Consider the following 24,740-nt stretch of genomic DNA (forward strand, 5'->3'; position numbering starts at 1 on the left):
GGTAGGGGTGTGACGGAAGGGGTCAGGTGAGCAGAAAGTCGGCCTGACCGGATTTCGCACCCTGGATGAACGCGGCGATCTCGCCGTGGGTGTAGATGAGCGCCGGTCCTTCGGGGTCTGCGGACTGTCGCACGGCGACTCTGCCGTCGGCCAGCTTCATGGCCTCCACACAGTTGCCCCCGTTCCCGCCGCTCCACGGCTTGTGCCATCCCTCGACACCGAGTTCCGCGGCGGGCATGCCGTTGTATATGCGATCCATTCACAGCTCCTCGCGGAGATCCTTGAGGATCTCCTTCGTACGTTGTGCAGTCGCGGCCTGGGCCGCCATGCGGTCCATGACCTCGAGGTGAGAGGCCACCTCGGGGCGCGCGTCGAGATAGACGGCGCCGGTGAGGTATTCGCTGTAGACCATGTCCGGGAGTTCGGGCATGGCGAAGCGAAAGAGGACGAACGGTCCGTAGGTGCCGGGATGATGGCCGGACGCGAACTCCGCGATCTGCAGGGTGACGTTCGGCAGCTCGGACGCTTCGAGCAGCCGGTCGAGCTGGTCGCGCATCACTTCGGGCCCGTCGCCGACCGGTCGGCGGAGGACGGTCTCGTCCATGATCACCCAGAACTTCGGCGCGTCTTCCCTGGTCAACAGGGACTGTCGCTCCATCCGCAGGGCTACATGACGTTCTGTGTCCTGGGCGTTGCTTCCGCCGACGGCCCCGCTGCGCAGGATGGCGCGGGCGTACTCCTCGGTCTGCAGCAGACCGGGGACGAACTGTGGTTCGTAGGCGCGGATGAGGCTCGCGGCCCCTTCCAGGCTGACGTACATGGAGAACCAGCCGGGCAGCACGTCGTGGAACCGCTGCCACCAGCCGGGGAGGTTGGCCTCCTCGGCGAGGGCGATGAACCCCTCGGCCTCGGAGTCGGTGATTCCGTACGCCTTCAGCAGGAGTTGTACGTACGGGATCTTCAGCGCGACTTCGGCGGTCTCCATGCGTCGGATGGTGGCCGGCGCGACGCGGAGGACCTTGGCGGCCTCCTCCCGCTTCAGGCCGGCCCGCTCGCGCAGGTCCTGCAGTCGCTTGCCGAGGACGACCTGTCCCACCGTGGGGGCGGACCGCGGCTCGCTCACTCTCAGACCTCCCCGACGCGCTGTTTGGACCGAGTGTGCCACGAAGAGGTGCCAGAGAGAACACGGCACTCTGCAATTTTCAGAGTGCCACTTGCCAAGTGTCCCCGTCGGGAGCAGAGTATTCCGGTGAACCAGTACGCGCTGCTGCCGCGCGCCGCCACGGTGGGCGACGTACGGAGCTGCTTACCCACTGTTGTGAGGAACCGGTCGTGGCTTCTGGTAACGCGCTCCCCTCAGGTCTCATGAGCCCCCGCGTCATGACCCAGCGCCCACGCACCGATGTCTTCCGCCCCGAGATCCGGCGGTTCGCCTTCGAACTCCCCGCCCGCACGGAATCGGTCTCGCGCGCCCGCAGACTGGCCGAGGAGCGACTCGTCCTCTGGGGCTGCGATCCGGAGATACGCGACACGGTGACGCTGATCGTCTCCGAGCTGGTCACCAACGCGGTCGTCCACACCGCGAGCGGCCATGTCGTCTGCGAACTGCGAGAGGGCGAGGAGCAGTTGCGCATAGCGGTACGGGACGAGGGCGGCGTGGGCGATCCGCTGATACGGGACTGCGGCGAGGAGGAGCGCGGCCGCGGGCTGGTCCTGGTCGACGGCCTGTGCAGCGCCTGGGGCGCGGAACGCACGGGCCACGGAACGGCGAGAGTCGTGTGGGCGGAGCTGGCCCACGGCATGGGGGACTCGTGCTGAGGTCGATGGCGACGCTGCTGACCCCCCGGGGGCGCAGGTCCACGACCACCGGCCCGACCCGCCTGATCGTCCCCCCGGCCTTCTCCACCAGCCTGGGCTGCGACGCGGTGGGGGTGCCCGCCCGCTACGGCTTCCGGATCCTCTCCCGGCTGCCCGCCAAGGGCTGCGTCTACGCCGACACCGACTGGTGGTGGTGGCTGGTCCCGGGCGGCTCCGACCTGGACCTGCTCTGGCCGATGCCGGCCTGTTACGCCCCCGGCGCGGAAATCCCCGACCGCCGCCCGCGCCTGATCCACCACCCGGACGGCACGTCCCCGTACACCCCGCCGATCCCCCTCTATCTGCTCACCTGCCAGCTGACCGGCATCGCCCCTTCCTGGACGGCGGTGCGGACGCGGGGCGACGGCGTACTGTCTGAGCATGTTCACCCCACAGGGCCCGACCGCCCGTGAGCTGACCTTCCAGGCGCTCTCCTCGGTGGAACGCGGCTACGACCTGCTGGCGAAGAAATTCGACGAGACCCCGTTCCGCACCCCCGACCACCTCCTCTCCGCAGTGACGGACACCCTGCGGCCGCTCGGCCCCTTCGCCACGGGCCTCGACGTGTGCTGCGGCACGGGCGCGGGCCTCTCCGTACTCCGGACCCTGTGCACGGGCCGCGTCGCGGGCGTCGACTTCAGCGGGGGCATGCTGGCCGAGGCTCGCCGGGCCCACCCCACGGCCGCGTTCGTCCGCGCGGACGCCCTGGCCCTCCCCTTCGCGCCCGTCTTCGACCTGGCGGTGAGCTTCGGCGCCTTCGGCCACTTCCTCCCGCGCGAACAGGCACCGCTCTTCGCCCAGGTCCACGCCTCCCTGCGCCCGGGCGGCCTCTTCGCCTTCCCCCTCCCGGCTCCCCCGCGCCTCGGCTCGCCGCCCTACTGGACCCTGCTCGGCTTCGACACCCTGATGCGTATCCGTAACGCGCTGTGGCGACCTCGCTTCGTCATGTACTACCGGACGTTCCGGCTCGCGGACGTACGGGCGAGGCTGGAGGAGGCGGGATTCGAGGTGTCGCTCATGGCGGTCGAGAGCCTGGGCCGGCGCGAGGACGGGAGCCCGAAGTGCCGACTGGTGGTGGCGCGGAAGTGAGCCGGGGACGGTAGGGCCACCGGGGCAACGCGAAAATCCCCGCGGTTCACGAGGAACCACGGGGATTTCGACTGGTGTCCGAGGGGGGACTTGAACCCCCACGCCCGATAAAGGGCACTAGCACCTCAAGCTAGCGCGTCTGCCATTCCGCCACCCGGACAAGGTGTCTGCCGCTCTGGGGTGTTCCCCGCGGCGACATGGATAACTCTACCAGGGGTTCGAGGCGCCTTTCACCCACGTTTCCCGTGGTCAGTGGGGTGCGGTGGGCGTGAGGGCCTACGTCGGGGCGGGGCCGCCGGGCCTGTCCGTGCGGAGTGTCACCGACGCTTCACGGGGCGTCGTCGTGCTCGCGGAGTGAGGGAGGCCCTAGCCTCCGCGAGGTGGGTTACTTCTCCGAGTACCGTCGGCCCCGGATGCTGTCCCCGCTGCGGGAGCATCTGCGGGACACCTTCTGGTTCGCGCCGGTCACGTCGATGGTGGCCGTGTTCGCGCTGTGGACCGGTGCGGCGACGTTGGACGAGGCGATCGTCGGGGTCCTCCGCGACGACGGGGCGTATGAGGAGATCTCCGAGCTGATCGGGATCGCCGACGACGCCAAGACGATCGTGACGACGATCGCCTCGGCCATGATGACCTTCATCGGTGTCGTCTTCTCCATCTCGCTGGTCGCCGTGCAGATGGCGAGCGGGCAGTTCAGTCCGCGGGTGGTACGGATCTTCATCCGCAGCCGCATCACCAAGGCGGCCTTCTCCGTCTTCCTCGCCACCTTTCTGCTGTCGCTGCTCGTCCTGACCTCGTACGAGAGCGAGACCGATCCCCGGGACGTCACGAGCGTGCCGCTGGTGCAGTCGTTGCTGACGCTGCTGCTCGTGGGAGTGAGCCTGCTGCTCTTCGTGGCGTACGTGAACACGACGCTGCGGCTGATGCGGGTGGGGCACGTGGTGGAACGCATCACGACGGAGGCGCTGGCCGTACTGGCGAAGCAGCCGGAGTACGGCGGCGAGGCCGGCGAGCTCGGGGAGCCGACGGCTCTGCTGGTGCACCGGGGGCGGGCCGGCGTGCTGCGGGACGTGAACGTGGCGTGGCTGGTGCGGGGCGCGCGTCGGCACGGGGCCGTGCTGCGGCTGCTGCCGCGGATCGGGGACTTCGTGGTGCCGGGGACCCGCATCCTCGCCGTGCACGGCGGTCAGGTGCCACCCCGGATGGCGGCGGCGGTCTCCGTCGGGGTCGAACGGACCTTCCACCAGGATCTCGGCTTCGGGCTGCGCCAGCTCGCCGACATCGCCCTGCGCGCCCTCTCCCCCGCCGTCAACGACCCGACGACGGCCGTTCAGTGCCTGGACCGGATCGTCCAGATCCTCGCGGTGCTCGCCAACCGCCCGTTGGGGGCCGTCCTGCACCGTGACCGGAAGGGTGAGGTCCGCCTGGTGCAGGACGTACCGGGGTGGACCGATCTGGTGGATCTCGGGTTCACCGAGATCCGGGGCTGCGCGGCGGACAGCCCGCAGGTGTCCCGGCGGATGCTGGCCGGGCTCGACGATCTGCTCTCGCTGGCTCCGAAGGACCGGCGGGAGCCGCTGGTCCGGCACCGTACGCTCCTGGTCCAGCGGGTGGAGCGTACGGCGCCGGAGGCCGCCGACGTCACCTTCGCCCTGGAGGCGGACCGCCAGGGGATCGGCTGAACGCCGGATGTCACCGAGCGTCCGGTGCCACCGGGCCCCGGGTGTCGTCGACCGGGCGGCGCAGATGGTTATCGATCGCCTCCGAAGGCGGCGTCGAAGGAGCCGCCGGGGGATCGACGTCGTACCGCTTGAGATGGGAAAGCGCTTTTGGCGCACCGGTCAGCCGGTCCATGCCGGCGTCCTCCCACTCCACCGAGACGGGCCCCGCGTAGCCGATGGAGCGGAGCATCCGGAAGACGTCCTCCCAGGGGACGTCCCCGTGCCCCGCCGAGACGAAGTCCCAGCCGCGCCGGGGGTCGCCCCAGGGCAGGTGTGAGCCGAGCCGCCCGTTGCGGCCGTCGAGGCGCTTGCGGGCCTCCTTGCAGTCCACGTGGTGGATCCGGTCGCGGAAGTCCCAGAGGAAGCCGACCGGGTCCAGGTCCTGCCAGACGAAATGGCTCGGGTCGAAGTGCAGCCCGAAGGCGGGGCGGCGGTCGACCGCCTCCAGCGCCCGCCGGGTGGTCCAGTCGTCGTAGGCGATCTCGCTCGGATGACCTCGTGCGAGAACCGCACGCCCTCGGCGTCGAAGACGTCCAGGATCGGGTTCCAGCGCTCGGCGAAGTCCTCGTAGCCGCGCTCGATCATCCGTTCCGGAACCTCCGTCGGGCTTTCGAGGGGAACGTAGCGGCGGCGTCCCGGAGGGGAAGAAGTCGCGCACGAATCTGCTAGGACTTCTTCCCGAGTGAGGACAAAGCCGGGGCGGTGGCCGGCGGACGGACCTCGACCAGGCGTGCGGAGACGACGACGTTGCCGTCGTACCCCTTCTCCTTCGTGAAGCGCCCGCTGCAGGTCAGGAGGCGCAGCTCGGGCAGAGCACCGTACTTGTAGATCCGCTCGGCCGGGAAACGGTCCTTGGAGACGACCTCGACTCCGTACACGGCGAAGACGGCCGTGGTGCCGTCGCGGCGGGCGATCTCGACGTGCTGGCCCTTGCGCAGCGCGCCGAGGCCGAAGAAGACGGCGCGCCCGTCGGGTGTGTCGACATGGCCGACGACGACGGAGGTGCCCTGCTCCCCCGGGGTGACGGCGCCGGTGAACCAGCCGGCGAGGTTCTTCTCGTGCGAGGGCGGGGCGTCGATCCACCCCTCGGCGTCGAGGCCGACGTCCATGACGGGCGCGTCGACGCGGAGGGCCGGGACGCGGACGCGTTCGGGACGCGAGGCGGTCAGCGGAGCGGGGACGGCCGCGGCGGTGCCCGTGGCCGGGGTGCCGGCGTCGCCGGACCGGCCGGGGGCCGCGGCGGCGAGGGGCTGCGGTGGCCCCGCGGCCCGCCATTCCTCCGTACCGCCTCGCACCAGGTGGATGCCCACGAGGAGGACGACGGCGAGCACGCCCCAGGCGCCCCGCCCGCCGGAACCGTTCGACCCGTGCACGATCCGATCCGCTCTCTCCGTCGACGTGTGTGCGTGTGTGCGTACGACCGTTGTGTGGGCGTGGTGGTGTCCTCCGCCCCCGACCTCGTCACCCCGGGGCGGAAGGACGGTGTCAGGACCCTCTCTTCGTCCGGCCGTCAGACGCGGCCTTCGGCGCCGCGGCGGCGGATCAGAACCACCGCGCCACCGAGCGCGCCCGCGATCAGCCCGGAGCCGACGACCGTCTCGGCGGTGCCGAACTGGCCGAAGCCGCCGCCGAAGCCGGCTCTGACGCCCTTGTGGGCGCCGGTGCCGGTGCCGCCGGTGGAATGTCCGCCGGGCGACTCACCCCCGGTGGCGTGACCGCCGGTCGAGTGACCACCGGTGGAATGGCCGGAGCCGCCGGCGATGGTGAGCATGGTGGTGCCCTTCTCGCCCTTGCAGTCGAAGGTCACCACGTACTCGGCGCCGACCTTGGCGTCGACGTCGACGGTGGCCTTGCCCGCGTGCCCCTCCTTGAGCGTGACGGTGTCGAAGACACCGGAGGAGACGGTGACGGACGGCAACTGGCAGCCGTGGGACTTCAGCGTGACCGTGCCGCCGGGGGCGACCGTCTCGGGCGAGACGGAGAAGCCGAAGGAGGTGATGCCGCTCTCGGTCCCGATCGTCCCGATCCCGGTCTCGGTCTCGGCCTCGGTCTCGATCCCGATCTGGGTCCCGGTCTCGGTCTCGATCTCGGTCTCGATCCCGATCTGGGTCTCGGTCTCGATCTCGGTCTCGATCCCGATCTGGGTCTCGGTCTCGATCTCGGTCTCGGTCTCGGTCTCGGTCTCGATCCCGGTGCCGGTGCCGGTTCCGGTTCCGAACCCGGTGCCGTCGTCGGCCACGGCGGCCGGCGCGCCGAAGGAGACAGCGGCGACGGTGGCGGTGGCGAGCAGAGCGGCGGAACCGGCACGTATCGCGCGCATGGCGACCTCCAGATCACAGGAGGGGTGTACACGGACGCCTTCCGCGCTTTTCCCGTACGGCGGGAAACACCCCTCGACGCGATCGAAGCTAGGCCCCTGCCGGGCGCCCCGCCACCGGACTCCGCCGAACGGGGAGGCCGGGGAAACGACTCGCCGAGAGGGCCCCGGCACGGCGGACAGAGCAGCTGGTCGGCCTCCTCGTCGGTCGGTTCGTGGACGAACGCGCCTTCGGGCAGGCCAGCAGGTCCACCCGTCCCTCGGTGTTCAGCCGCTGCAGCGCCTCGCGCACGGGCTGCCGGGAGACACCGAGGTGCCCGGCCAGTTCGCTCTCGACGAGGTGCCGACCGGGTCCCAGGGCGCGGGTGAGGATCAGCTCGAGCAGCGCTTCGCAGACCCGGTCGCGCAGCGGTCCCGGCCGCTCCAGCCTGGGCTCGGCTCCTTGCGGCAGTCCTGCGGACGACATCGCGGCCCCCTGCGGCCCCCTCGGTTCGCCGCGGCGATCGACCCGGATTCGATCGGCGAAGGCGGATCGGTCAGCTCGGATCGGCCCTTGTCCACGGTCTGCCGACGCACATGTCCCGACATGCCGCTGCCCGCGTACTCGGGCGAAACACCACCCCCGAGGGCCGCCCGAGGGCCATCGAGGGCTTCCGGACGACGTCTCACGGGACCCGGATCACCTGGCCCGCGTACGAGAGGTTCCCTCCGAAGCCGAAGAGGAGCGTGGGCGCTCCGGACGGGAGTTCGCCGCGCTCGACGAGTTTGGCGAGGGCCAGCGGGATGGAGGCGGCCGAGGTGTTGCCGGACTCGATGACGTCACGGGCGACGATCGCGTTGACGGCGCCGATCTTCGCGGCGAGGGGCTCGATGATCCGCAGGTTCGCCTGATGGAGGACCACTCCCGCCAGTTCCTCGGGCCTGATGCCGGAGCGCTCGCAGACCCGGCGGGCGAGTGCGGGGAGCTGCTGGGTGGCCCATCGGTAGACGGACTGGCCCTCCTGCGCGAAGCGCGGCGGGGTGCCCTCGATGCGGACGGCGTGGCCCATCTCGGGGACCGAACCCCACAGGACGGGGCCGATGCCGGGCTCCCGGCCGTCCTCGACCGCCTCGACGACCGCGGCGCCCGCGCCGTCGCCGACGAGGACGCAGGTGGTGCGGTCGGACCAGTCCGTGACCTCGGTCATCTTGTCGGCGCCGACGACGAGGGCCCGGCGGGCCGCTCCGGCCCGTACCGCGTGGTCGGCGGTGGCCAGGGCGTGCGTGAAGCCCGCACACACCACGTTGAGGTCCATGGTGGCGGGCGAGGTCATGCCGAGCCGGGCGGCGACGCGGGCGGCGGTGTTCGGCGAACGGTCGATCGCGGTGGAGGTCGCCACGAGGACGAGGTCGATGTCGTCGGGGCCCAGTCCGGCGGCGGCGAGTGCCTTGCCGGCGGCGTGGGCGGCGAGCTCGTCGACCGGCTCCTCGGGCCCCGCCATGTGGCGGGTCCTGATGCCGACCCTGCTGCTGATCCATTCGTCGCTGGTGTCGACGAGTGCGGCCAGGTCGTCGTTGGTCAGCACCTTCGCGGGCTGGTAGTGCCCGAGCGCGGCGATACGAGTGCCCGTCATGCTCGGGACCCCCTTGGGTTCATGTGGCGCGTGTTTCACGCAGGAACCACCCAGTCTTGCCAGCGACTGATCGGTAACAGGACACGTAAACCACCAACATTCACCCGTACCTGTTGGGAGACCGCGACAAGCGGACAGTGTTCACACCCTTGTCGGCACTCATTCCCTACCGCAGACGATTTCGCCGACGCGTCTTCGTTCCTTCCTCCCCTCGCGGTCCCTCGACAGAACGGAGATCCGCACGCGAAGGCCGCAGTCCTCGGCGCCGGCGCGGCGCCCGGATCCCCGTCCAGCTCGACGCGCCGCCCACGGAGTGGGCCTGTGGGTACTGCGGCGACCGCATCTCGGCTGCGACCCGACTCCGCACGTGCAGGACAATGAGATCGTCAAGGTCACCTCCCCGCACCACACCGGTGGCCCGGGGCAACCTCTGCATCAAGGGCCGTTGCGGCTTCCAACACGTACAGAAGCGGGTGTAGCCACGATGGGACGGGTCACCGAGCGACGGCGCGTCATCCGGATCCGTGCCGGTGTCGTGAACGAGCGGCCCGACACCCTGGTGGCCGAGGAGCCGCTGGAGATCCGGCTGAACGGCAGGCCGCTCGCGATCACCATGCGCACGCCGGGCGACGACTTCGCACTCGCGGCCGGGTTCCTGGTGAGCGAGGGGGTGCTGGCCGCGGGCTCCGACGTACGGAACATCGTGTACTGCGCGGGTGCCAAGGACGACGGCACGAACACGTACAACGTGGTGGACGTGCAGTTGGCACCGGGCGTTCCGGTCCCCGACATCACGCTGGAGCGGAACGTGTACACGACGTCTTCGTGCGGGCTGTGCGGCAAGGCCAGTCTGGACGCCGTCCGCACCACCGCCCGGTTCCCGATCGCGGACACCCCCCCGGTCCGGATCACGCCCGGGCTGCTCGCCGGTCTCCCCGACCGGCTGCGGGCGGCCCAGCGGGTCTTCGACCGAACCGGGGGCCTGCACGCGGCGGCGCTGTTCTCCGAGGACGGGGAGCTGCTCGACGTACGGGAGGACGTGGGCCGCCACAACGCTGTGGACAAGCTGGTGGGCCGCGCCCTGCGCGAGGACCGGCTGCCGCTGGACCGGGCGATCCTGCTGGTCTCGGGACGGGCCTCGTTCGAACTGGCGCAGAAGGCGGTGATGGCGGGCATCCCGGTCCTCGCGGCCGTCTCGGCGCCCTCGTCGCTCGCCGTCGACCTGGCCGCCGAGACGGGGCTGACGCTGGTCGGCTTCCTGCGCGGTCCGGACATGAACGTGTACGCGGGTGAGCACCGGATCGCTCTGGGGGCCGGGGCCTCCCGCGGCTGAGGCGGAGGCTCCCGCTGCTCGGGTCGGGCACCGGACGGCGGGGAGCGCCCCCTGCGCCGGCCGGCCCTGTCCCACGTCGTCGACACGCAGCCGTCACACCGTCCGCACATCGCCCGTACGGGCATCCCCCTATCGGCGGGCCCGGCCGCCGGTGCCGGCTTCCTTCGGGGGGTCGATCATCTGGAGGGTGAGGGTGGCCGGGGGGTCGGCGAGACCGGGGCCGCCCGCCGCCGTCCAGGCGAGGATGTCGTCGAGGCAGTCGTCGTCCGCCGTCCAGCCGATCCACGCGGCCCGGCCGCCGCGGCGGCGGCCCTCCGTGGAGGGCTGGACCACCACGACGTTCGCCTGGGCGCAGGGGCCGAGACAGTCGCTGGTACGGACGGACAGCCGGCCGGCCGAGGCCGCTGCGGCGCGGCGGAGCCGGTCGAGCTGGCCGGCGTGGTCGATGCCGGGGTTCTTGCGGGCGTCGCCGCAGCAGCAGCCTCGGCAGACGACGAGGGAGCAGGGGCGGGCGCCGTAGCGTATCGGCGCGCGGGTCACTCGGGGCCGTCCAGGGTGATCTGGGAGACGGTGGCGACCGTGCCGAGGCGGGGGAAGTCGAGGCTCACCGAGGCGTGGTGCTCGTCGGCGGTGAAGGCGGTCATGGCGTCCTCGGCGAAGACCGGTTCGTAGCCGAGGTCGCAGGCGGCACGGGCGGTGGACTCGACGCCGAGGTTGGTGGCGATGCCGCCGAAGACCACGGTGGATACGGAGCGTTCGGCAAGCAGCTCGTGGAGTCCGGTGGCGTGGAACCCGCCGATCGTGCGCTTGACGACGATCAGGTCGTCGTCATGGACGAGGGAGGGGACGAGTTCGCTGCCGGGCGGCTGGGGGTCGACGTTCGGCCGCTCGACCCTGATGTGGACCACAGGGGCGCCGGCGGCCCGGAAGGTGTCGGCGAGCCGGGTCGCGGCGGCGACGACGTCGGTTCCGGAGCGGGGGGCGAGGGGCAGCGCGACGATGCGTTCCATCAGGTCGACGAGGACGAGCGCGGTGCGGCCGGGATCGAGTGCGGGCATGGGAGCACGGTAGCGGCACCGTTGATCTTCCCGGTGGTGGTGGGTGGTGATCCCGCCACGGCCGCCGCCCTCCCGCCCGTCTCAGGGGTGGGTGCTCGCCGTGCCCACGGACGGCTCACGGCCGGGCTCCGGCGGCGCGGCGTCCGGGTCCTTCGCCCCGGCGGGATCCGGCCCCTCGGCCGGCGTCGGTTCCGGGTCGCGCGCCCGGTGCTTGGCGATCACGGCGCAGACCATCAGCTGCATCTGGTGGAAGAGCATCAGCGGCAGGACCGCGAGCGATGCCTGCGGCCCGAAGAGCACGCCGGCCATGGGGAGCCCGGCCGCCAGGCTCTTCTTCGAGCCCGCGAACTGGATCGCGATGCGGTCCGCCCGGCCGAAGCCGAGCCTTTTCGCCCCGTACCAGGTCAGCGTCAGCATCAGGGCGAGCAGCACGGCCTCGACGACGAGCAGCAGTCCGAGCCGCGCCGGAGTCACCTGGTGCCAGATGCCGGCGACCATGCCCTGGCTGAAGGCCGCGTACACGACGAGCAGGATCGAGCCCCGGTCGACGTACCCGAGCACCTTCTTGTTCCGTACCAGGAACGCTCCCACCCAGCGCCGCAGGAACTGGCCGGCCAGGAAGGGCAGGAGCAGTTGGACCACGATCTTGAGGAGCGAGTCGGCGGAGAATCCGCCCGCACTGCCCGCACCGCCCGCACCGCCCGCGAGCAGGGCTGCGGCGAGCAGCGGGGTGATCACGATTCCGGCGAGGGAGGAGAACGAGCCTGCGCAGATCGCGGCGGGCACGTTGCCGCGGGCGATCGAGGTGAAGGCGATGGAGGACTGGACGGTGCTGGGCACCAGGCACAGGAAGAGGAGGCCGCTGTGGAGCGGTGGGGAGAGAACGGCCGGTACCAGCCCCTTCGCCGCGAGTCCGAGGAGCGGGAAGACGAGGAAGGTGCAGGCGAGGACGGTGAGGTGGAGCCGCCAGTGCTGGAGCCCGTCGAGCGCCTCGCGGGTGGAGAGCCGGGCGCCGTAGAGGAAGAACAGCAGGGCGATGGCGGCGGTCGAGGCTCCGTTCGCGACCGTTGCGGCGGTGCCGGAGGCGGGCAGGAGCGCCGCGAGGCCGACCGTGCCGAGCAGCGCCAGGATGTACGGGTCGATCGGCAGCCAGGACGGCAGAAGGGTCGTACGGCGCATGTGCTCCACTGCTCTGCTTGCTGAGGGTCGGGCTGCCCGGGGCCCGGTGCGGCCGGCTGCCCGGAGGGGGGCGGGATCGTGCCCTCCCTATCCTGCTCCCGGCTCCCGCGATCGGGAATCCCGTACAGCGCTCTGACTGTCATCACGTTCCGCGATAGCCTCGAAGCGTGTACGACCCCTCCCAGCTGCGCACCTTTCTCGCGGTCGCGCAGACGCTGAGCTTCACGCAGGCCGCGCGCCGGCTCGGGCTGCGCCAGTCGACCGTGAGTCAGCACGTGCGGCGCCTGGAGGCCGCCACCGGGCGGCCGCTGTTCACCCGGGACACCCACAGTGTGGAGTTGACGGAGGACGGCGAGGCGATGCTCGGCTTCGCCCGGACGATCCTGCGGGCGCACGAGCGGGCCGCGGCCTTCTTCACGGGGACCCGGCTGCGCGGGCGGCTGCGCTTCGGCGCGTCGGAGGACTTCGTGGTGACCCGGCTCCCCGAGACCCTGGAGTCGTTCCGGCGCGAGCACCCCGAGGTGGATCTGGAGCTGACGGTCGAGCTGTCCGGGACGCTGAACGCCCGCCTGGAGGCGGGTCGGCTGGATCTGATCCTCGCCAAGCGGCGCGCGGAGGAGAGCGGGGGCGAGCTGGTGTGGCAGGACTCACTGATCTGGATCGGCTCCCCGCGGTTGCGCCTCGAGGCGGACCGGCCCGTTCCGCTGATCGTCTACCCGCCTCCGGGGATCACGCGCGCCAGGGCGCTCGAAGCGCTGGAGGCGCAGGGGCGGGCCTGTCGGATCGCCTGTACGAGCAGCAGTCTGAGCGGGAACGTGGCGGCGGCCCGGGCCGGGCTCGGCGTCATGGCGCACACGCGGGGTCTGGTCCCGCCGGGTCTCGTCCAGGTCCCGGCCCGCGCCGGGTTGCCGGACCTCGGCGATGTCGATTTCGTTCTGCGCAAGGGGCGGCGGCGTGGGGCCGGCCAGGAGGCGGCGGACGCCCTGGCCACGGCGATCCTGGCGAGTGGCGACCGGCTGCAGCGCCCGCGCTGACTCGGGGCGGCGGGAGACTTCGGCCTCACCGCGTGCGCATGTCGGTGCGGGCCGAGGCCGGCGTCGGACGGGACGGTGACTGGTACGTACAGATTCGGTGGAGATTCCGGCGCCCCTTGCTTACCCGCGAGTCAGTAAGGAGCCCCGGTCGACCGCCCCTTGCCTGCTCTCTACCCTCTGACCTGTGCGAACGCCCAATGTCCCGGGTTGGTGAAGGCCCTCCCACCCGCTGGTCGGGTGGGGTACCGTCACCCGCGCTGTACGGAGCGCGACAACGAGCGGTCGAGGAGCAGGTCATTGCGCGAGTTCACCGTGCCGCCCGTCGAGGCGGCGCCTCAGGTCGGCGGCCTGGCGGACGCCGTGTTCGATCACGCCGAGAAGACTCCCGACCGGGTCACGTTCGGCCGCAAGGACGCCTCGGGCCGGTGGCGGGACGTGACCTCGGCCCAGTTCCGCGACGAGGTGCTGGCCCTCGCGAAAGGGCTGATCGCGCACGGCGTACGGTTCGGCGACCGGGTCGCCATCATGGCGAGGACCCGCTACGAGTGGACACTGTTCGACTTCGCGCTGTGGACGCTGGGCGCGCAGCCCGTGCCGATCTACGCCACCTCCTCCGCCGACCAGGTCCACTGGATGCTGCACGACGCCGAGGTGACGGCGTGCGTGGTGGAGCACGAGGACCACGCCATGACGATCGGCTCGGTGATCGACCGGCTGCCGCTGCTGCGGCGCCTGTGGCAGCTGGACGCGGGTGAGGGGGCGGTCGCGGAGCTGATGGCGGCGGGCGCGGAGATCGACGAGGACGTGGTGCACCGGCACCGGCGGGCGGTGACGCCGGAGTCCGTGGCCACGATCATCTACACCTCGGGCACCACGGGCCGCCCCAAGGGCTGCGTCATCACGCACTCCAACTTCATGTTCGAGGCGGACATGCTGGTGGGCCGCTGGGAGCCGGTGTTCCACTCCAAGCCGGGCGACGAGGCCTCCACGCTGCTCTTCCTCCCGCTCGCGCACGTCTTCGGGCGGATGGTGGAGGTTGCGGCGGTCCTCTCCGGGGTGAAGCTGGGTCACCAGCCGGCCCTCGCGGCGTCCGCGCTGCTGCCGGACCTCGCCTCCTTCCGTCCGACGTTCGTCCTCGCGGTCCCCTACGTCTTCGAAAAGGTCTTCCACGCGGCCCGCCGCAAGGCGGAGAGCGAGGGGAGGGCCGGGCCCTTCGACAAGGCGGTCGAGGTGGCGGTGCGGTACGCCGAGGCCATGGAGCACAAGGCCTTCGGGCTCGGCCCCGGACCGTCGGCGGCGCTGCGGGTGCAGCACCAGTTCTTCGAGAAGGTCGTGTACGGGAAGGTCCGCGACGCCCTGGGCGGGCGGGTGCGGCACGCGATGTCGGGCGGCTCCGGGATGAACCGGCGGCTCGGGCTGTTCTTCGAGGGCGCGGGGGTGACGGTGTTCGAGGGGTACGGCCTGACCGAGTCCTCGGCCGCCGCCACGGCGAACCCGCCCGAGCGCACCAAGTACGGGACGGTCGGGCAGCCGATCCCCGGCACGACGGTGCACATCGCGGAGGACGGGGAGGTGTGGCTGCACGGCGGTCACATCTTCTCGGGGTACCTGAACAATCCGCAGGCCACGGACGCCGTGCTCAACGACGGCTGGCTGGCCACGGGCGACCTGGGCATGCTCGACGAGGAGGGCTATCTGACGATCACCGGGCGGAAGAAGGAGATCCTGGTGACCTCGGGCGGCAAGAGCGTGTCGCCGGCCGCTCTGGAGGAGCGGGTGCGGTCGCATCCGTTGATCGCTCAGTGCATCGTGGTGGGCAACGACCGGCCCTACATCGCCGCGCTGGTGACGATGGACCAGGAGGCGGTGGAGCACTGGCTGGCTATGCAGGGCCGGGCGCCGCTGCCACCGGCCGAACTGGTCCGGGACCCGAGCCTGGAGACGGAGATCCGCCGGGCGGTGGTGGCGGCCAACACCCTGGTGTCGCAGGCGGAGTCCATCCGCACCTTCCGGATCCTGGCGCACCCGTTCAGCGAGGAGCACGGTCTGCTCACGCCCTCGCTGAAGCTGAAGAGGAAGGCGATCGAGAAGGCGTACGCGGTGGAGGTCGAGGCGCTGTACGGCTGATCGCGGAGCGGGCCGAACCGGACGACATCTGGGCCCGACCGGTCGGAATTTGACGCCTCATCAGCTATGGACGGTTCATCAGCGCGGTCAAAAAGCGGTCACCGCACGAGGGACCGCCCGTGCCTCGACCGTTGGGCGCCATCGCCGCCGCCCTTGTGCTGCTTCTCGTCACCGCCTGCACACGCGGCCCGAACGGCGCCGGCGGGACGACCCTCTTCGACGTCCTGGGTCCGGGCCTGCCCCGCCGTGCAAGCAGCGCACCCGGGCGAGGCTTCCGGTTCCGGGCCGGCGTCCGCCCCCGCGTCCCGTGCGGCTTCCGGCCCGGCGGAATGCGATCCTCGCTTCGATCGTTGACCCTGGGAGTACCACCCGACGACGTTAGGATCGACCGCACGTGAGCACGGACAACAAGGTCCCCTCCCTCACCCTGAACAACGGCGTGGTGATGCCGCAGCTCGGCTTCGGCGTCTGGCAGGTGCCGGACGACGAGGCGACGGAGGCCGTGACCACGGCTCTGGAGGCGGGCTACCGCTCCATCGACACCGCCGCGGCCTACGAGAACGAGACGGGCACCGGCCGGGCCGTCACCGCTTCCGGCATCCCCCGCGACGAGCTCTTCGTCACCACCAAGCTCTGGAACAGCGAGCAGGGCTACGACTCGACCCTGCGCGCCTTCGACGCCTCCCTCGACAAGCTGGGCCTGGACTACGTCGACCTGTACCTCGTCCACTGGCCGGTGCCGGCCAAGGACGCCTACGTCGACACCTACCGGGCGTTCGAGAAGATCCATGCCGACGGCCGCGCCAAGGCGATCGGTGTCTCCAACTTCCTTCCGGAGCACCTGGACCGGCTGATCGAGGAGACCTCGGTCGTGCCCGCCGTCAACCAGATCGAGCTCCACCCCCACCTCCAGCAGCAGGCCTCGCGTGAGGCCCACGCCCGGCACGGCATCGCGACCGAGGCCTGGTCGCCGCTGGGACAGGGCAAGGGGCTCCTGGAGGTCCCGGCGGTCGTCGCCATCGCCCAGAAGCACGGCAGGACCCCGGCCCAGGTGGTGCTGCGCTGGCACCTGCAGACCGGCAACGTGGTCATCCCGAAGTCGGTGACCCCCTCCCGTATCCGGGAGAACATCGACGTCTTCGGATTCGAGCTCGACGACGAGGACATGGCGGGCATCGCCGCCCTCGACGAGAACCGGCGCCTCGGCCCCGACCCGGCCCGGTTCGGCGCCTGAGCCTCAGCCGGCAGGAAGGGCGCCGACCCGCTGCCGGCCACCCGGGGAGAGGCGCCGGCCCCCGTTCGCAGCGGGCCGGCGCCTCTCGTTCGCGCGGTCAGGCGTCCGCGTCCCGGACGGTCAGGACGATCTTTCCGCGCGTCCGGCCCGACTCGCCGAGCCGGTGCGCCTTCGCCACCTCCTCCAGCGGCAGTACGGTCTCCACCTCGGGCCGCAGCCGCCCCGTCTCCACCAGCTCCGCCAGGCCGAGCAGTCCCGCGTAGTCCGGCTCGACGAGGGTGAAGCCGGTACGGATCCCCCGCTCCGCCGCGGGGACGGCGTCCGGCGACGGCAGGGTCACCAGCGTGCCGCCCTCCCGCAGCACCGCGAGCGAGCGCGTCCCGTAGTCGTCGCCGCCGTAGCAGTCGAGGACGACGTCCACGTCCCGTACGGTCTCGGCGAAGTCCGCCGCCGTGTAGTCGATCGGCTCGTCGACGCCGAGGGTGCGCAGGAAGTCGTGCTTGGCGGCGCTCGCGGTCCCGATGACGTAGGCGCCCCTGGCCTTGGCGATCTGCACCGCGAGGTGTCCGACGCCGCCGGCAGCCGCGTGGACCAGGACCCGCTGGCCTGCGCGCAGTTCGGCGGTGCCGACGAGGGACTGCCAGGCGGTGAGCCCGGCCAGCGGGAGGGCGGCGGCCCGGACGTGGTCGAGGGTGGCGGGCTTGCGAGCGAAGTGCCGGGCCGGGCCGGTGACGTACTCGGCGTAAGCGCCCGCCTGACCCGGGAACCGCGGCATGCCGAAGACCTCGTCGCCGGGCGCGTAGAGCGTGACGCCCAGTCCGACGGCCTCGACGACTCCGGAGACGTCCCAGCCGAGAACCGGCTGTTCGGCCCAGCCGCCGAAACCGCCGGTCGCGCGGGACTTCCAGTCGACCGGGTTCAGGCCGGCCGCGTGGACCCGGACGAGGATCTCGGTCGGGCCGGGTTCGGGGCGCGCCACCCGGGTCTCGGTGAGGACCTCGGGTCCGCCCCACCCGGCGGCGGTGATCGCGCGCATGGTGGCGGGGGCGGCGGTGGACGTGTCGTTCATGAGGGTGCGCTCCAGTGCGAGGGGTGCTGTGGCGGTTGCCGGTGGGGTGCCGGCTGATCCCGGCGTGTCCACCACCCTCCGCGAGAGGCCCGCCCACGAATACTGGCCAGATGGACATGATGTGACAGAATCTGGCCATGTCCTCTTCCGTGCGGCCGGTCAACCGGGTCGCCGTCCTCGCCCTGGACGGCGTGATCCCCTTCGAGCTGGGCATTCCGTCGCGGATCTTCGGCTCCGCCCTCGCCGAGGACGGTTCGCCCCTCTACGAGGTGCGGGTCTGCACCCTCGACGGCGGACCGGTCCGCACCTCCGACGGGTTCTCGCTCCTGGCGGCCCACGGGCCGGAGATCCTCGGCGAGGCCGACACCGTCGTCGTACCGCCCACGCACGAGCTGCGGGCGCTCGCGGAGGCCGGCTCGCTGGGCACCGGGCCGGCGGCGGCGGCGCTGAGGCTCGTCCGGCCCGGCACGCGCACGGTCTCCATCTGCACCGGCGCGTACGCCCTCGCCGCGGCCGGTCTGCTCGACGGGCGCCGCGCCACCACCCACTGGTGGGAGGCCGAACACTTCCGGTCGCTCTTCCCGCTGGTCAAGCTCGACGAGGACGTGCTCTTCGTGGACGACGGCGACGTGCTGACCTCGGCGGGGGCTGCGGCCGGGGTCGACCTCTGTCTGCACCTGGTGCGGAAGGACCACGGCAGCGCCACGGCCAACCAGGTGGCCCGGCGCTGTGTCGTCCCCCCGTGGCGGGACGGTGGCCAGGCTCAGTACATCGAGCGTCCGGTCCCCGCGCCGTCCTCGGCCACGACGGCACCGACCCGCGCCTGGGCGCTGGGACGGCTGGAGCGGCCGCTGACCCTGGCCGAGCTCGCCGGGCACGCGGGGATGAGCGTACGGACCTTCACGCGCCGCTTCCGCGACGAGGCCGGTACGACACCGGGACAGTGGCTGACCGCCCAACGGGTCGAGCTGGCGAAGCAGTTGCTCGAGACCAGTGACCTGACGGTGGATCACATCGCGGACCGTACCGGTTTCGGCAGCGGCAATTCGCTGCGGCAGCACATGCGGGCGCTGGTCGGTGTCTCACCGGCCGCCTACCGCCGCACCTTCCACCTGACGACGGGCGGCAGCACGACCAACGGCAGAACGGCCGAGGGCAGCACGGCCGGCGTCGTCGCGACGGCCGACAGGACGAAGGCCGCCGGGACGACGGGCTGACGGGCTGACGGGCTGACGGGCTGACGGCGCGCGTTATCCCTTGCGCGCGGTGTGGACGGTGCGGGCGGCGAGCCGGAAGAGGTCATCGCGCCGGTGCAGGGAGAGCGGCTCGGCCGGGTCGAGGAGGCGGTCCAGGGCGGCGCGGTCGTCGTCCGCGAGGTGCTCACCGTAGGCGGAGCTCTGGCGCTCGAAGTGGGCGACGACCTGTTCGCGCACGACCGGCGACACGGGCGCGGGGGCGTCGGCCAGGAAGGTGCGGGTGCCGGCCGGGGTGAGTCCGGCGGCGAGGAGCAGAGCGCGCCAGTCGTCCACCTCCTCCTTGACGTCGGGCAGGGCCGCCCGCATCTGCCCGAACCACTCGGCGTTCAGCGCGTCGAGCCGGGCCTCCAGGCCGGGGCGGCCGATGCCCTGGTTCCACGGCAGGTGGCGGCCGGGCAGTCCGCCCTCGATCAGGACCATGAGGCCGCCGGGCCGCAGACGCCCGGCGAAGGCGGCGAGCGCGGCCCGCTGGTCGCCGATGTGGTGCAGGGAGTTGCCGGCCCAGATCAGGTCCGCCTCGCCGAGATCGCCGATGGCGCCCGGGAGTTCGGCGTGCAGGGTGGAGACACGGTCGCCGAGCCCTCGGGCCTCGGCGCGGGCCCGGGCGCGTTCGAGGAGCGGAGCGGTGCCGTCGACGGCGACGGCCTCGGCGGCCGGGAATGCCTCCGCGAGAAGCGAGGTCAGGACTCCGGGTCCGCTGCCGACGTCCAGGATCCGGCGGACGCCGACAGCCGGGACGAGGGTGGCCAGCCAGTCGGCCGCCTCGGCGTAGAGGGGACTCTCGATCTCGGCCTGGCGCTCGAGGAGCGCGGCCATCTCGGCCCAGTCCACGTGGGCGCTGTCGTCGTGGTGGTGGTGGCGGTGTTGGCTCATGGGGACAGCGTGCGACAGCAGCCGCCGGAACGGCGAACACTCTTGCCGTTCCGGCAAAATGTCCGACGGCTCGGACGGGGGCCCCGCGTTCAGAGGCGGGTGCGGTGCTCCTGCGGGCTGACGCCCCGTACTCGCTTGAAGGAGGCGCTGAGCGCGAAGGCGCTGCTGTAGCCGACCTGGCGGGCCACGGCCTCGACGGTGGCGTCCGTCTCCCGCAGCAGATCCGCGGCGAGCGCGAGCCGCCGGCCGGTGAGGTACGTCATCGGGGGCTCCCCCACGAGGTCGGTGAACCGGCGGGCGAGCCCGGCCCGTGAAGCGCCCGCCGCCGCGGCGAGCGTGGCGACCGTCCAGGGGCGGGCGGGGTCGTTCTGGAGGAGCCGCAGGGCGCGGCCGACGAGGGGGTCGGCCATGGCGCGGTACCAGGCCGGGGCCTGCGCGCCCGGCCGGGAGAACCAGGCGCGGACCGCGGCGATCAGGAGCAGGTCGAGGACCCGGTCGAGGACGACGCTCTGGCCGGGTTCGTCGCGGGAGATCTCCTCGTCGAGGAAGGGCATCAGGGGGCAGTTCCACACCTCTGCCGGCAGGTGCAGCAGGGGCGGCAGGGCGTCGAGCAGACGTCGGCCGGCCTCGCCGTCCATCGGGTAGGTGCCGACGAGGACGGTGGTGGAGCCGTCGACGGCGTTGCCCCAGGTCCGCACGCCCAGGTGCATGGTCTCGGCGAGCGGTTCGCCGCTGAGGGTGGTGCAGACGCCGCCGGGGCCGATCACCGCGTGCGGCGGGGCGTCGGCGCGGTGGGCGACGGTGTACGGCTCGGGGCCGCGGGCGATCGCGATGTCGCCGGGGCGCAGCGGGACGGGCGCGCCCCGGCCGGGGACGATCCAGGCCTCGCCCTCGGTGACGCACATCAGGCAGAGGGGTGCGCGATCCTCGATCCGGACGGACCAGGGCGGCTCCATGACCATCCGCAGGAGGAAGGCCCCTTTGGCCCGCGGTCCGTCGAGGAGTCCGGCGAGAGCGTCCATGGGTGGGAAGCGTAGACGCAGGCGTATGGGAATGAGCCTGTGGAGCATGGGAAGCCGGCCCGCCGCCCGCGAGTCTGAGGACATGACGACGAACCCGAACACGCACACCGGCACGACCATCGACACGCGGACGGACATGGCCGGAACGCACACGATTCTGGTGACGGGCGCCACCGGCAAGACCGGGCGGCGCGTGGCCGAGCGGCTCACGGAGCGCGGCGCGACCGTCCGTGCGGGGTCCCGTACCGGCACGACCCGGTTCGACTGGGAGGACAGCGGGACCTGGGCGCCCGCCCTGCGGGGCGCTGACGCCGCGTACGTGAACTACTACCCGGACCTCGCCGCGCCGGGCGCGGTCGAGGCCATGCGGAGCTTCGGTGAGCTGGCGGTGGCGAACGGCGTGCGGCGGCTGACGCTGCTGTCCGGGCGCGGCGAGCCGGAGGCGGTCCGGGCGGAGGAGGCACTGCGCGCCGGGGGCGCCGAACTGACCGTCGTACGGGCCGCGTTCTTCACGCAGAACTTCTCCGAGGGGGTGATGGCCGAGGGCGTCGCGGCGGGCACGATCGCGTTTCCGGCGGGCGGGACGGCCGAGCCGTTCGTCGACGCCGACGATCTGGCGGACGTGATCGTCGAGACGCTGACGGCGCGGGAGCACGCGGGCCGGGTGCACGAGCTGACGGGACCGCGGCTGCTGACCTTCGCGGAGGCGGCGGCGGAGATCTCCCGCGCCTCCGGCCGCGAGGTCGCGTACGTGCCGATGAGCGAGAGCGAATACGCCGACCTCTTGGAGCGGTTCGGCCTGCCGGAGCCCCAAGCGCGTTGGCTGGCAGCCCTGTTCGCGACGCTGCTCGACGGCGGCAACGCGTCGGTGACGGACGGGGTGAAGCGCGTCCTGGGCCGCGAGCCGCGCGACTTCACGGCCTTCGCCGCCGAGGCATGGGGTGAGGTCGTGTCGGGCACGTCACGAGGGGACGCTCCTACAATCCGGCCATGACTCCCGCAGAGAATTCGCTCACGGCCGACGACTTCGGTTTCGGCTTCCTCGACGGACAGTGGACCGTCCGCAACCGCAGACTCGCCGACCACCTGGATCCGGACAGCGGTTGGGAGGAGTTCGACGGGCACACCACGGGCCGGCTCTTCTGGGACGGCCGTGCCCATGTCGACGAGATCGCCTTCCCGTCGAAGGGGTTCCGCGGGCTGACCCTGCGGCTGTACGAGCCGGAGACGGGCGAATGGACGCTCAACTGGTCCAACAGCACGACGGGGCGGCTCTATCCGCCGGTCAGGGGCCGGTTCGCCGAGGACGGCACGGGCGAGTTCCAGGGGCTCGACACCTACGACGGGCAGGACGTCCGGGTCCGTTTCCGCTGGTCCGGCATCTCGTCCACCACGGCCCGATGGGAGCAGGCGTTCGCGCCCGTCGGCAGCGAGGACTGGGTGACGAACTGGGTGATGGAGTTCAGCCGCGCCTGACGTAGGACACCAGCCGGTACCGGGGGTCGTCACGGCGGCGATCCTGGTCCGGCAGTGCGGCCAGCTCCGTGGCGAGCGTGTCGATCGCGCGCGGTCCGCCGCGGAACCAGGAGGTGAAGTAGCCGCTGCGCAGCTTCTCGGCCGTGCGGCGTGGTGTGCCGCCCTGGCCGTGGCCGGTGAAGCGGGTGCTGTCGGCGGGCTCCAGGCCGTGGACGGCCGCGTACGCCGTCACCCGGTCGCCCCGGTCGAAGGCGCCTGCCGAGGAACGGTGGGGGGCGAGCACGCGGTCGATGTCGCTGCCGACGTCGTGGGCCGCGTCCTTGTCGACGGTCGCGATCAGCACACCTCCGGGGCGCAGGACGCGGGCCGCCTCGGCCACGATCTCGTCCACGAAGGGGACGAGGTGGAACAGCCAGACCGCGCTCACCGCGTCGACGGCGGCGTCCGGCAGGGGCAGGCGTCGGGCGTCGGCGAGGGCGACTTTCCCGGGGACGCGCTCCACGGCCTTGCGGGCCATGCCGTACGAGGCGTCGGCGCCGTACACCCGCAGCCCGTCGCGGGTGAGCCGCTCGGTGACCAGGCCGGTGCCGCAGGCCAGGTCGATGAGGGTGCGGGCCCCGGGCGGGATCAGGCGCAGCACGGCCTCGGCGGCGGCAGCCGCCCGGGGCACGCCGCCGCGGGTCTCGTCGTAGCGGTCCGCCTCGGCGTCGTAGTCCGGCAGGTTGTCCCTCACCCGGCAGATGCTACGGCGCCCACGCGGGTCAACCGGCGCCGTGGGCCGGGGCGATGCTCTCCACCCGCTCGGCGAGCTCGAAGTCCTTCTCGGTGACGGCGCCTCCGGCGGAATGCGTGTTCATCGAGAGCGACACGGTGTTGTAACCGAGCGTCAGATCCGAGTGGTGGTCCAGCTCCTGCTGGATCCGGGCCACGTGGACGACGAGCGCGGTCGCGGCGAAGTGGTCGCCGAGCCGGTACGTGCGGGCGATCCGGTCACCCGTGAGGGACCAGCCGGGGAGCTCCCTCAGCCGGTCCTCGATCTCCTTCTGCGACAGCGGCTCCGTGGGCACGTCCGTACTCCCTCCGGTCGGGGTTGCTGACGGTGACGATACGGCCCTCCACGGGTCGATACCCCGCTCGACACCTGGGTTACCGTCTGACCATGACGACTGTGGCGACCGGTACGGGGGTGGGACCGCTGCTGCGCGGCTGGCGCGAGCGGCGGCGGCTGAGCCAGTTGGAGCTGGCGCTGCGCGCCGATTCCTCGGCCCGGCACATCTCGTTCGTGGAGACGGGTCGCTCACGGCCCAGCGAGGACATGGTCCTGCGCCTCGCCGAGCACCTGGACGTGCCGGTGCGGGAGCGGAACGCGCTGCTGCTGGCGGCGGGGTACGCCCCTCGGTACACGGAGTCGGCGCTCGACGATCCGCGGCTGGAGACCCTGCGGGAGGGGATCGAGCGACTGCTCGCCGGGTACGACCCGTATCCGGCGCTCGTCGTGGACGGTTCGTACACGGTGGTGGCGGCCAACCAGAGCATCGGGATGCTGCTCACGGGGCTTCCGGCGCATCTGCTGACCCCTCCGATGAACGCGATGCGGATCACGCTGCACCCGGAGGGTCTGGCGCCGAGGATCCGGAACCTGCGCGAATGGCGCGGGCACCTGCTGGCCCAGATGGAGCGTCAGATCGGTCTGGCCCGCTCGAAGGCGCTGCGCGAGCTGTACGAGGAGGTCGCCGCCTACCCGCCGCCGGAGGCGGCCGGCGCGCCGGACGACCGGGAGGACCCGGAGCCGTATCCGTACTTCGCGCTGCCGATGCGGATCGAGCACGACGGGCAGGTGCTGTCGTTCGTGTCGTCGATCTCGACGTTCAACACGCCGATGGACGTCACGGTCGCCGAGCTGGCCATCGAGACGTTCCTCCCGGCCGACCCGGCGACGGTCGCGTATCTGCGGTCGTCGCGTCCTACTCCGTAGCCCGCAGCGCCGACCACTGCAGTCCGGCGAAGCCGGCGACGGTGGCGGCCTGCATCGGGGTCCACAGCAGTCCGGCGGTGGTGGGCTCCAGCCAGGCGACGAGGGCGACGACGCTGAGCACGGCCCAGGCGATGTTGGCGTCGACGACGAGCTTCACCCCGAGGGCGGAGGGCCGCGGGCGGCTCGCGAGCCATCCGACGCCGGCGGCGAACACCGTGAGGAAGAGGCCGAGTCCGAGGAGCAGCCCGGAGTCGACGCCGAGCAGCTCCCCGAGGGGTCCGGAGGCGGCGACGTAGGCGAGCCCGTTGCCGCCGGTGACGACGGCGTCGAGGGCGAGGAACCGGCGCACCATCGACTGCGGCTCGGTGGTGCGGGAGAGACCGGCGAGCAGGGCCTGGGACATGACGGATCACCCTCCATGGGGGACGTTCGCGCTGGTGGTGGACCCGGAGCTCGGCCGGAGTGCGCCGGCCGAGTTCCGGTGGACACCACGATGCCGCGACGCGT

At 72.0% G+C, this 24,740-nt stretch carries 26 protein-coding genes, 1 tRNA gene and 3 pseudogenes; 13 read left to right on the forward strand and 17 right to left on the reverse strand.

Annotated elements, in window-relative coordinates; genetic code table 11:
• Positions 1–22 precede the first annotated feature (22 nt).
• Entirely contained in the window at positions 23–259 is a 237-nt protein-coding gene (locus tag IE136_RS22625; protein WP_125742105.1) for a DUF397 domain-containing protein, read from the reverse strand.
• A complete protein-coding gene (locus IE136_RS22630) occupies positions 260–1,123 on the reverse strand; it encodes a Sco1979 family transcriptional regulator (protein ID WP_158992155.1) in 864 nt (287 codons plus the stop codon).
• Between the two features lie 257 nt (positions 1,124–1,380).
• Between IE136_RS22630 and IE136_RS22635 the strand changes: the two genes are divergently transcribed.
• The 3 genes from IE136_RS22635 to IE136_RS22645 are packed head-to-tail and all read left to right on the forward strand — an operon-like array spanning position 1,381 to position 2,946.
• The gene (locus IE136_RS22635; protein WP_158992153.1) at positions 1,381–1,818 is read left to right on the forward strand and encodes an ATP-binding protein; all 438 of its coding nucleotides are present in this window, start codon (positions 1,381–1,383) and stop codon (positions 1,816–1,818) included.
• A 5-nt stretch (positions 1,819–1,823) separates the two neighbouring features.
• Complete coding sequence (locus tag IE136_RS22640) at positions 1,824–2,270, forward strand: hypothetical protein (RefSeq protein ID WP_229819044.1); 447 nt, start codon at positions 1,824–1,826, stop codon at positions 2,268–2,270.
• Entirely contained in the window at positions 2,239–2,946 is a 708-nt protein-coding gene (locus IE136_RS22645) for a class I SAM-dependent DNA methyltransferase (RefSeq protein WP_189601244.1), read from the forward strand. The genes IE136_RS22640 and IE136_RS22645 overlap by 32 nt, the downstream gene beginning before the upstream one ends.
• Positions 2,947–3,018: 72 nt before the next feature.
• Here IE136_RS22645 and IE136_RS22650 read toward each other — a convergent pair.
• Positions 3,019–3,106: transfer RNA gene (locus IE136_RS22650), tRNA-Leu, on the reverse strand.
• A 253-nt stretch (positions 3,107–3,359) separates the two neighbouring features.
• Here IE136_RS22650 and IE136_RS22655 point away from each other — a divergent pair.
• Positions 3,360–4,628: a DUF2254 domain-containing protein gene (locus tag IE136_RS22655; RefSeq protein ID WP_158994867.1), complete on the forward strand. Its 1,269-nt coding sequence runs from the start codon at positions 3,360–3,362 to the stop codon at positions 4,626–4,628.
• A 68-nt stretch (positions 4,629–4,696) separates the two neighbouring features.
• Here IE136_RS22655 and IE136_RS22660 read toward each other — a convergent pair.
• The 5 genes and pseudogenes from IE136_RS22660 to IE136_RS22680 form a co-directional block, all read right to left on the reverse strand.
• A pseudogene (locus tag IE136_RS22660) lies at positions 4,697–5,264 on the reverse strand (sugar phosphate isomerase/epimerase family protein); the annotation flags it as partial.
• 68 nt (positions 5,265–5,332) lie between these two features.
• On the reverse strand, positions 5,333–6,043 hold the full coding sequence (locus tag IE136_RS22665) for a class F sortase (RefSeq protein ID WP_189601331.1): 711 nt from the start codon (positions 6,041–6,043) through the stop codon (positions 5,333–5,335).
• Between the two features lie 134 nt (positions 6,044–6,177).
• Positions 6,178–6,987: a hypothetical protein gene (locus tag IE136_RS22670; protein ID WP_189601245.1), complete on the reverse strand. Its 810-nt coding sequence runs from the start codon at positions 6,985–6,987 to the stop codon at positions 6,178–6,180.
• Positions 6,988–7,166: 179 nt separating this feature from the next.
• Positions 7,167–7,450: pseudogene (locus IE136_RS22675) on the reverse strand (GntR family transcriptional regulator); the annotation flags it as partial.
• Positions 7,451–7,649: 199 nt separating this feature from the next.
• Complete coding sequence (locus IE136_RS22680; RefSeq protein ID WP_158992147.1) at positions 7,650–8,597, reverse strand: beta-ketoacyl-ACP synthase III; 948 nt, start codon at positions 8,595–8,597, stop codon at positions 7,650–7,652.
• Positions 8,598–8,940: 343 nt separating this feature from the next.
• Between IE136_RS22680 and IE136_RS22685 the strand changes: the two are divergent.
• Both IE136_RS22685 and fdhD read left to right on the forward strand, forming a co-directional pair.
• Positions 8,941–9,076 (forward strand): annotated as a pseudogene (locus IE136_RS22685) (2Fe-2S iron-sulfur cluster-binding protein); the annotation flags it as partial.
• Between the two features lie 5 nt (positions 9,077–9,081).
• Positions 9,082–9,930 carry a formate dehydrogenase accessory sulfurtransferase FdhD gene (gene fdhD / locus IE136_RS22690; protein WP_158992145.1) on the forward strand — a complete coding sequence of 283 codons (849 nt, stop codon included), beginning with the start codon at positions 9,082–9,084 and terminating at the stop codon, positions 9,928–9,930.
• Between the two features lie 129 nt (positions 9,931–10,059).
• On the opposite strand, the gene IE136_RS22695 is transcribed toward fdhD, so the two are convergent.
• From IE136_RS22695 to IE136_RS22705, 3 genes are all read right to left on the reverse strand, one after another.
• Positions 10,060–10,470, reverse strand: coding sequence for a (2Fe-2S) ferredoxin domain-containing protein (locus IE136_RS22695; RefSeq protein ID WP_189601246.1), 411 nt, complete (start codon positions 10,468–10,470; stop codon positions 10,060–10,062).
• Entirely contained in the window at positions 10,467–10,988 is a 522-nt protein-coding gene (locus IE136_RS22700; protein WP_158992143.1) for an isochorismatase family protein, read from the reverse strand. The genes IE136_RS22695 and IE136_RS22700 overlap by 4 nt, the downstream gene beginning before the upstream one ends.
• A gap of 81 nt (positions 10,989–11,069) precedes the next feature.
• Positions 11,070–12,167, reverse strand: a complete 1,098-nt coding sequence (locus tag IE136_RS22705) for a bile acid:sodium symporter family protein (RefSeq protein ID WP_189601247.1) — start codon at positions 12,165–12,167, stop codon at positions 11,070–11,072.
• Positions 12,168–12,334: 167 nt separating this feature from the next.
• Between IE136_RS22705 and IE136_RS22710 the strand changes: the two genes are divergently transcribed.
• From IE136_RS22710 to IE136_RS22720, 3 genes are all read left to right on the forward strand, one after another.
• Positions 12,335–13,201: a LysR substrate-binding domain-containing protein gene (locus IE136_RS22710; protein WP_189601248.1), complete on the forward strand. Its 867-nt coding sequence runs from the start codon at positions 12,335–12,337 to the stop codon at positions 13,199–13,201.
• A gap of 297 nt (positions 13,202–13,498) precedes the next feature.
• Entirely contained in the window at positions 13,499–15,328 is a 1,830-nt protein-coding gene (locus IE136_RS22715) for an AMP-dependent synthetase/ligase (RefSeq protein WP_189601249.1), read from the forward strand.
• A 445-nt stretch (positions 15,329–15,773) separates the two neighbouring features.
• Positions 15,774–16,562 (forward strand): aldo/keto reductase, encoded by a 789-nt coding sequence (locus IE136_RS22720; RefSeq protein WP_158994863.1) that lies wholly within the window; start codon positions 15,774–15,776, stop codon positions 16,560–16,562.
• A 97-nt stretch (positions 16,563–16,659) separates the two neighbouring features.
• Here the strand turns inward: IE136_RS22720 and IE136_RS22725 are convergent, their stop codons facing one another.
• Entirely contained in the window at positions 16,660–17,631 is a 972-nt protein-coding gene (locus tag IE136_RS22725) for an NADP-dependent oxidoreductase (RefSeq protein ID WP_229819049.1), read from the reverse strand.
• Positions 17,632–17,768: 137 nt separating this feature from the next.
• Between IE136_RS22725 and IE136_RS22730 the strand changes: the two genes are divergently transcribed.
• The gene (locus IE136_RS22730) at positions 17,769–18,848 is read left to right on the forward strand and encodes a GlxA family transcriptional regulator (protein ID WP_189601250.1); all 1,080 of its coding nucleotides are present in this window, start codon (positions 17,769–17,771) and stop codon (positions 18,846–18,848) included.
• Between the two features lie 33 nt (positions 18,849–18,881).
• Here the strand turns inward: IE136_RS22730 and IE136_RS22735 are convergent, their stop codons facing one another.
• Together IE136_RS22735 and IE136_RS22740 are read right to left on the reverse strand one after the other, a co-directional pair.
• Positions 18,882–19,760: a class I SAM-dependent methyltransferase gene (locus tag IE136_RS22735; protein WP_189601251.1), complete on the reverse strand. Its 879-nt coding sequence runs from the start codon at positions 19,758–19,760 to the stop codon at positions 18,882–18,884.
• A gap of 89 nt (positions 19,761–19,849) precedes the next feature.
• Positions 19,850–20,782, reverse strand: a complete 933-nt coding sequence (locus tag IE136_RS22740; RefSeq protein ID WP_158992131.1) for an AraC family transcriptional regulator — start codon at positions 20,780–20,782, stop codon at positions 19,850–19,852.
• A gap of 82 nt (positions 20,783–20,864) precedes the next feature.
• Here IE136_RS22740 and IE136_RS22745 point away from each other — a divergent pair, with 82 nt between their 5' ends.
• Positions 20,865–21,776, forward strand: a complete 912-nt coding sequence (locus IE136_RS22745) for an NmrA family NAD(P)-binding protein (protein WP_189601252.1) — start codon at positions 20,865–20,867, stop codon at positions 21,774–21,776.
• Positions 21,773–22,258, forward strand: coding sequence for a hypothetical protein (locus tag IE136_RS22750; RefSeq protein WP_158992127.1), 486 nt, complete (start codon positions 21,773–21,775; stop codon positions 22,256–22,258). The genes IE136_RS22745 and IE136_RS22750 overlap by 4 nt, the downstream gene beginning before the upstream one ends.
• Here IE136_RS22750 and IE136_RS22755 read toward each other — a convergent pair.
• Both IE136_RS22755 and IE136_RS22760 read right to left on the reverse strand, forming a co-directional pair.
• Positions 22,245–22,979, reverse strand: a complete 735-nt coding sequence (locus IE136_RS22755) for a class I SAM-dependent methyltransferase (RefSeq protein ID WP_189601332.1) — start codon at positions 22,977–22,979, stop codon at positions 22,245–22,247. The two genes, IE136_RS22750 and IE136_RS22755, sit on opposite strands and share 14 nt — an antisense overlap.
• Positions 22,980–23,019: 40 nt before the next feature.
• Positions 23,020–23,325: a 4a-hydroxytetrahydrobiopterin dehydratase gene (locus IE136_RS22760; protein ID WP_158992125.1), complete on the reverse strand. Its 306-nt coding sequence runs from the start codon at positions 23,323–23,325 to the stop codon at positions 23,020–23,022.
• 92 nt (positions 23,326–23,417) lie between these two features.
• Between IE136_RS22760 and IE136_RS22765 the strand changes: the two genes are divergently transcribed.
• Positions 23,418–24,233 (forward strand): helix-turn-helix domain-containing protein, encoded by an 816-nt coding sequence (locus IE136_RS22765; protein WP_189601253.1) that lies wholly within the window; start codon positions 23,418–23,420, stop codon positions 24,231–24,233.
• On the opposite strand, the gene IE136_RS22770 is transcribed toward IE136_RS22765, so the two are convergent.
• Positions 24,223–24,636, reverse strand: a complete 414-nt coding sequence (locus IE136_RS22770; RefSeq protein WP_158992121.1) for a hypothetical protein — start codon at positions 24,634–24,636, stop codon at positions 24,223–24,225. The two genes, IE136_RS22765 and IE136_RS22770, sit on opposite strands and share 11 nt — an antisense overlap.
• Between the last annotated feature and the right edge of the window lie 104 nt (positions 24,637–24,740).

The sequence above is a fragment of the Streptomyces lateritius genome, from assembly GCF_014649715.1.
GTDB classification, from domain to species: Bacteria; Actinomycetota; Actinomycetes; order Streptomycetales; family Streptomycetaceae; genus Streptomyces; species Streptomyces lateritius.

Coding starts and splice junctions, on each gene's coding strand:
- IE136_RS22625 (WP_125742105.1), bottom strand. CDS start 259: ATGGATCGCATATACAACGGCATGCCCGCCGCGGAACTCGGTGTCGAG.
- IE136_RS22635 (WP_158992153.1), top strand. CDS start 1,381: ATGACCCAGCGCCCACGCACCGATGTCTTCCGCCCCGAGATCCGGCGG.
- IE136_RS22640 (WP_229819044.1), top strand. CDS start 1,824: ATGGCGACGCTGCTGACCCCCCGGGGGCGCAGGTCCACGACCACCGGC.
- IE136_RS22645 (WP_189601244.1), top strand. CDS start 2,239: ATGTTCACCCCACAGGGCCCGACCGCCCGTGAGCTGACCTTCCAGGCG.
- IE136_RS22655 (WP_158994867.1), top strand. CDS start 3,360: ATGCTGTCCCCGCTGCGGGAGCATCTGCGGGACACCTTCTGGTTCGCG.
- IE136_RS22670 (WP_189601245.1), bottom strand. CDS start 6,987: ATGCGCGCGATACGTGCCGGTTCCGCCGCTCTGCTCGCCACCGCCACC.
- IE136_RS22680 (WP_158992147.1), bottom strand. CDS start 8,597: ATGACGGGCACTCGTATCGCCGCGCTCGGGCACTACCAGCCCGCGAAG.
- fdhD (WP_158992145.1), top strand. CDS start 9,082: ATGGGACGGGTCACCGAGCGACGGCGCGTCATCCGGATCCGTGCCGGT.
- IE136_RS22700 (WP_158992143.1), bottom strand. CDS start 10,988: ATGCCCGCACTCGATCCCGGCCGCACCGCGCTCGTCCTCGTCGACCTG.
- IE136_RS22705 (WP_189601247.1), bottom strand. CDS start 12,167: ATGCGCCGTACGACCCTTCTGCCGTCCTGGCTGCCGATCGACCCGTAC.
- IE136_RS22720 (WP_158994863.1), top strand. CDS start 15,774: ATGCCGCAGCTCGGCTTCGGCGTCTGGCAGGTGCCGGACGACGAGGCG.
- IE136_RS22725 (WP_229819049.1), bottom strand. CDS start 17,631: ATGAACGACACGTCCACCGCCGCCCCCGCCACCATGCGCGCGATCACC.
- IE136_RS22730 (WP_189601250.1), top strand. CDS start 17,769: ATGTCCTCTTCCGTGCGGCCGGTCAACCGGGTCGCCGTCCTCGCCCTG.
- IE136_RS22735 (WP_189601251.1), bottom strand. CDS start 19,760: ATGAGCCAACACCGCCACCACCACCACGACGACAGCGCCCACGTGGAC.
- IE136_RS22740 (WP_158992131.1), bottom strand. CDS start 20,782: ATGGACGCTCTCGCCGGACTCCTCGACGGACCGCGGGCCAAAGGGGCC.
- IE136_RS22745 (WP_189601252.1), top strand. CDS start 20,865: ATGACGACGAACCCGAACACGCACACCGGCACGACCATCGACACGCGG.
- IE136_RS22750 (WP_158992127.1), top strand. CDS start 21,773: ATGACTCCCGCAGAGAATTCGCTCACGGCCGACGACTTCGGTTTCGGC.
- IE136_RS22765 (WP_189601253.1), top strand. CDS start 23,418: ATGACGACTGTGGCGACCGGTACGGGGGTGGGACCGCTGCTGCGCGGC.
- IE136_RS22770 (WP_158992121.1), bottom strand. CDS start 24,636: ATGTCCCAGGCCCTGCTCGCCGGTCTCTCCCGCACCACCGAGCCGCAG.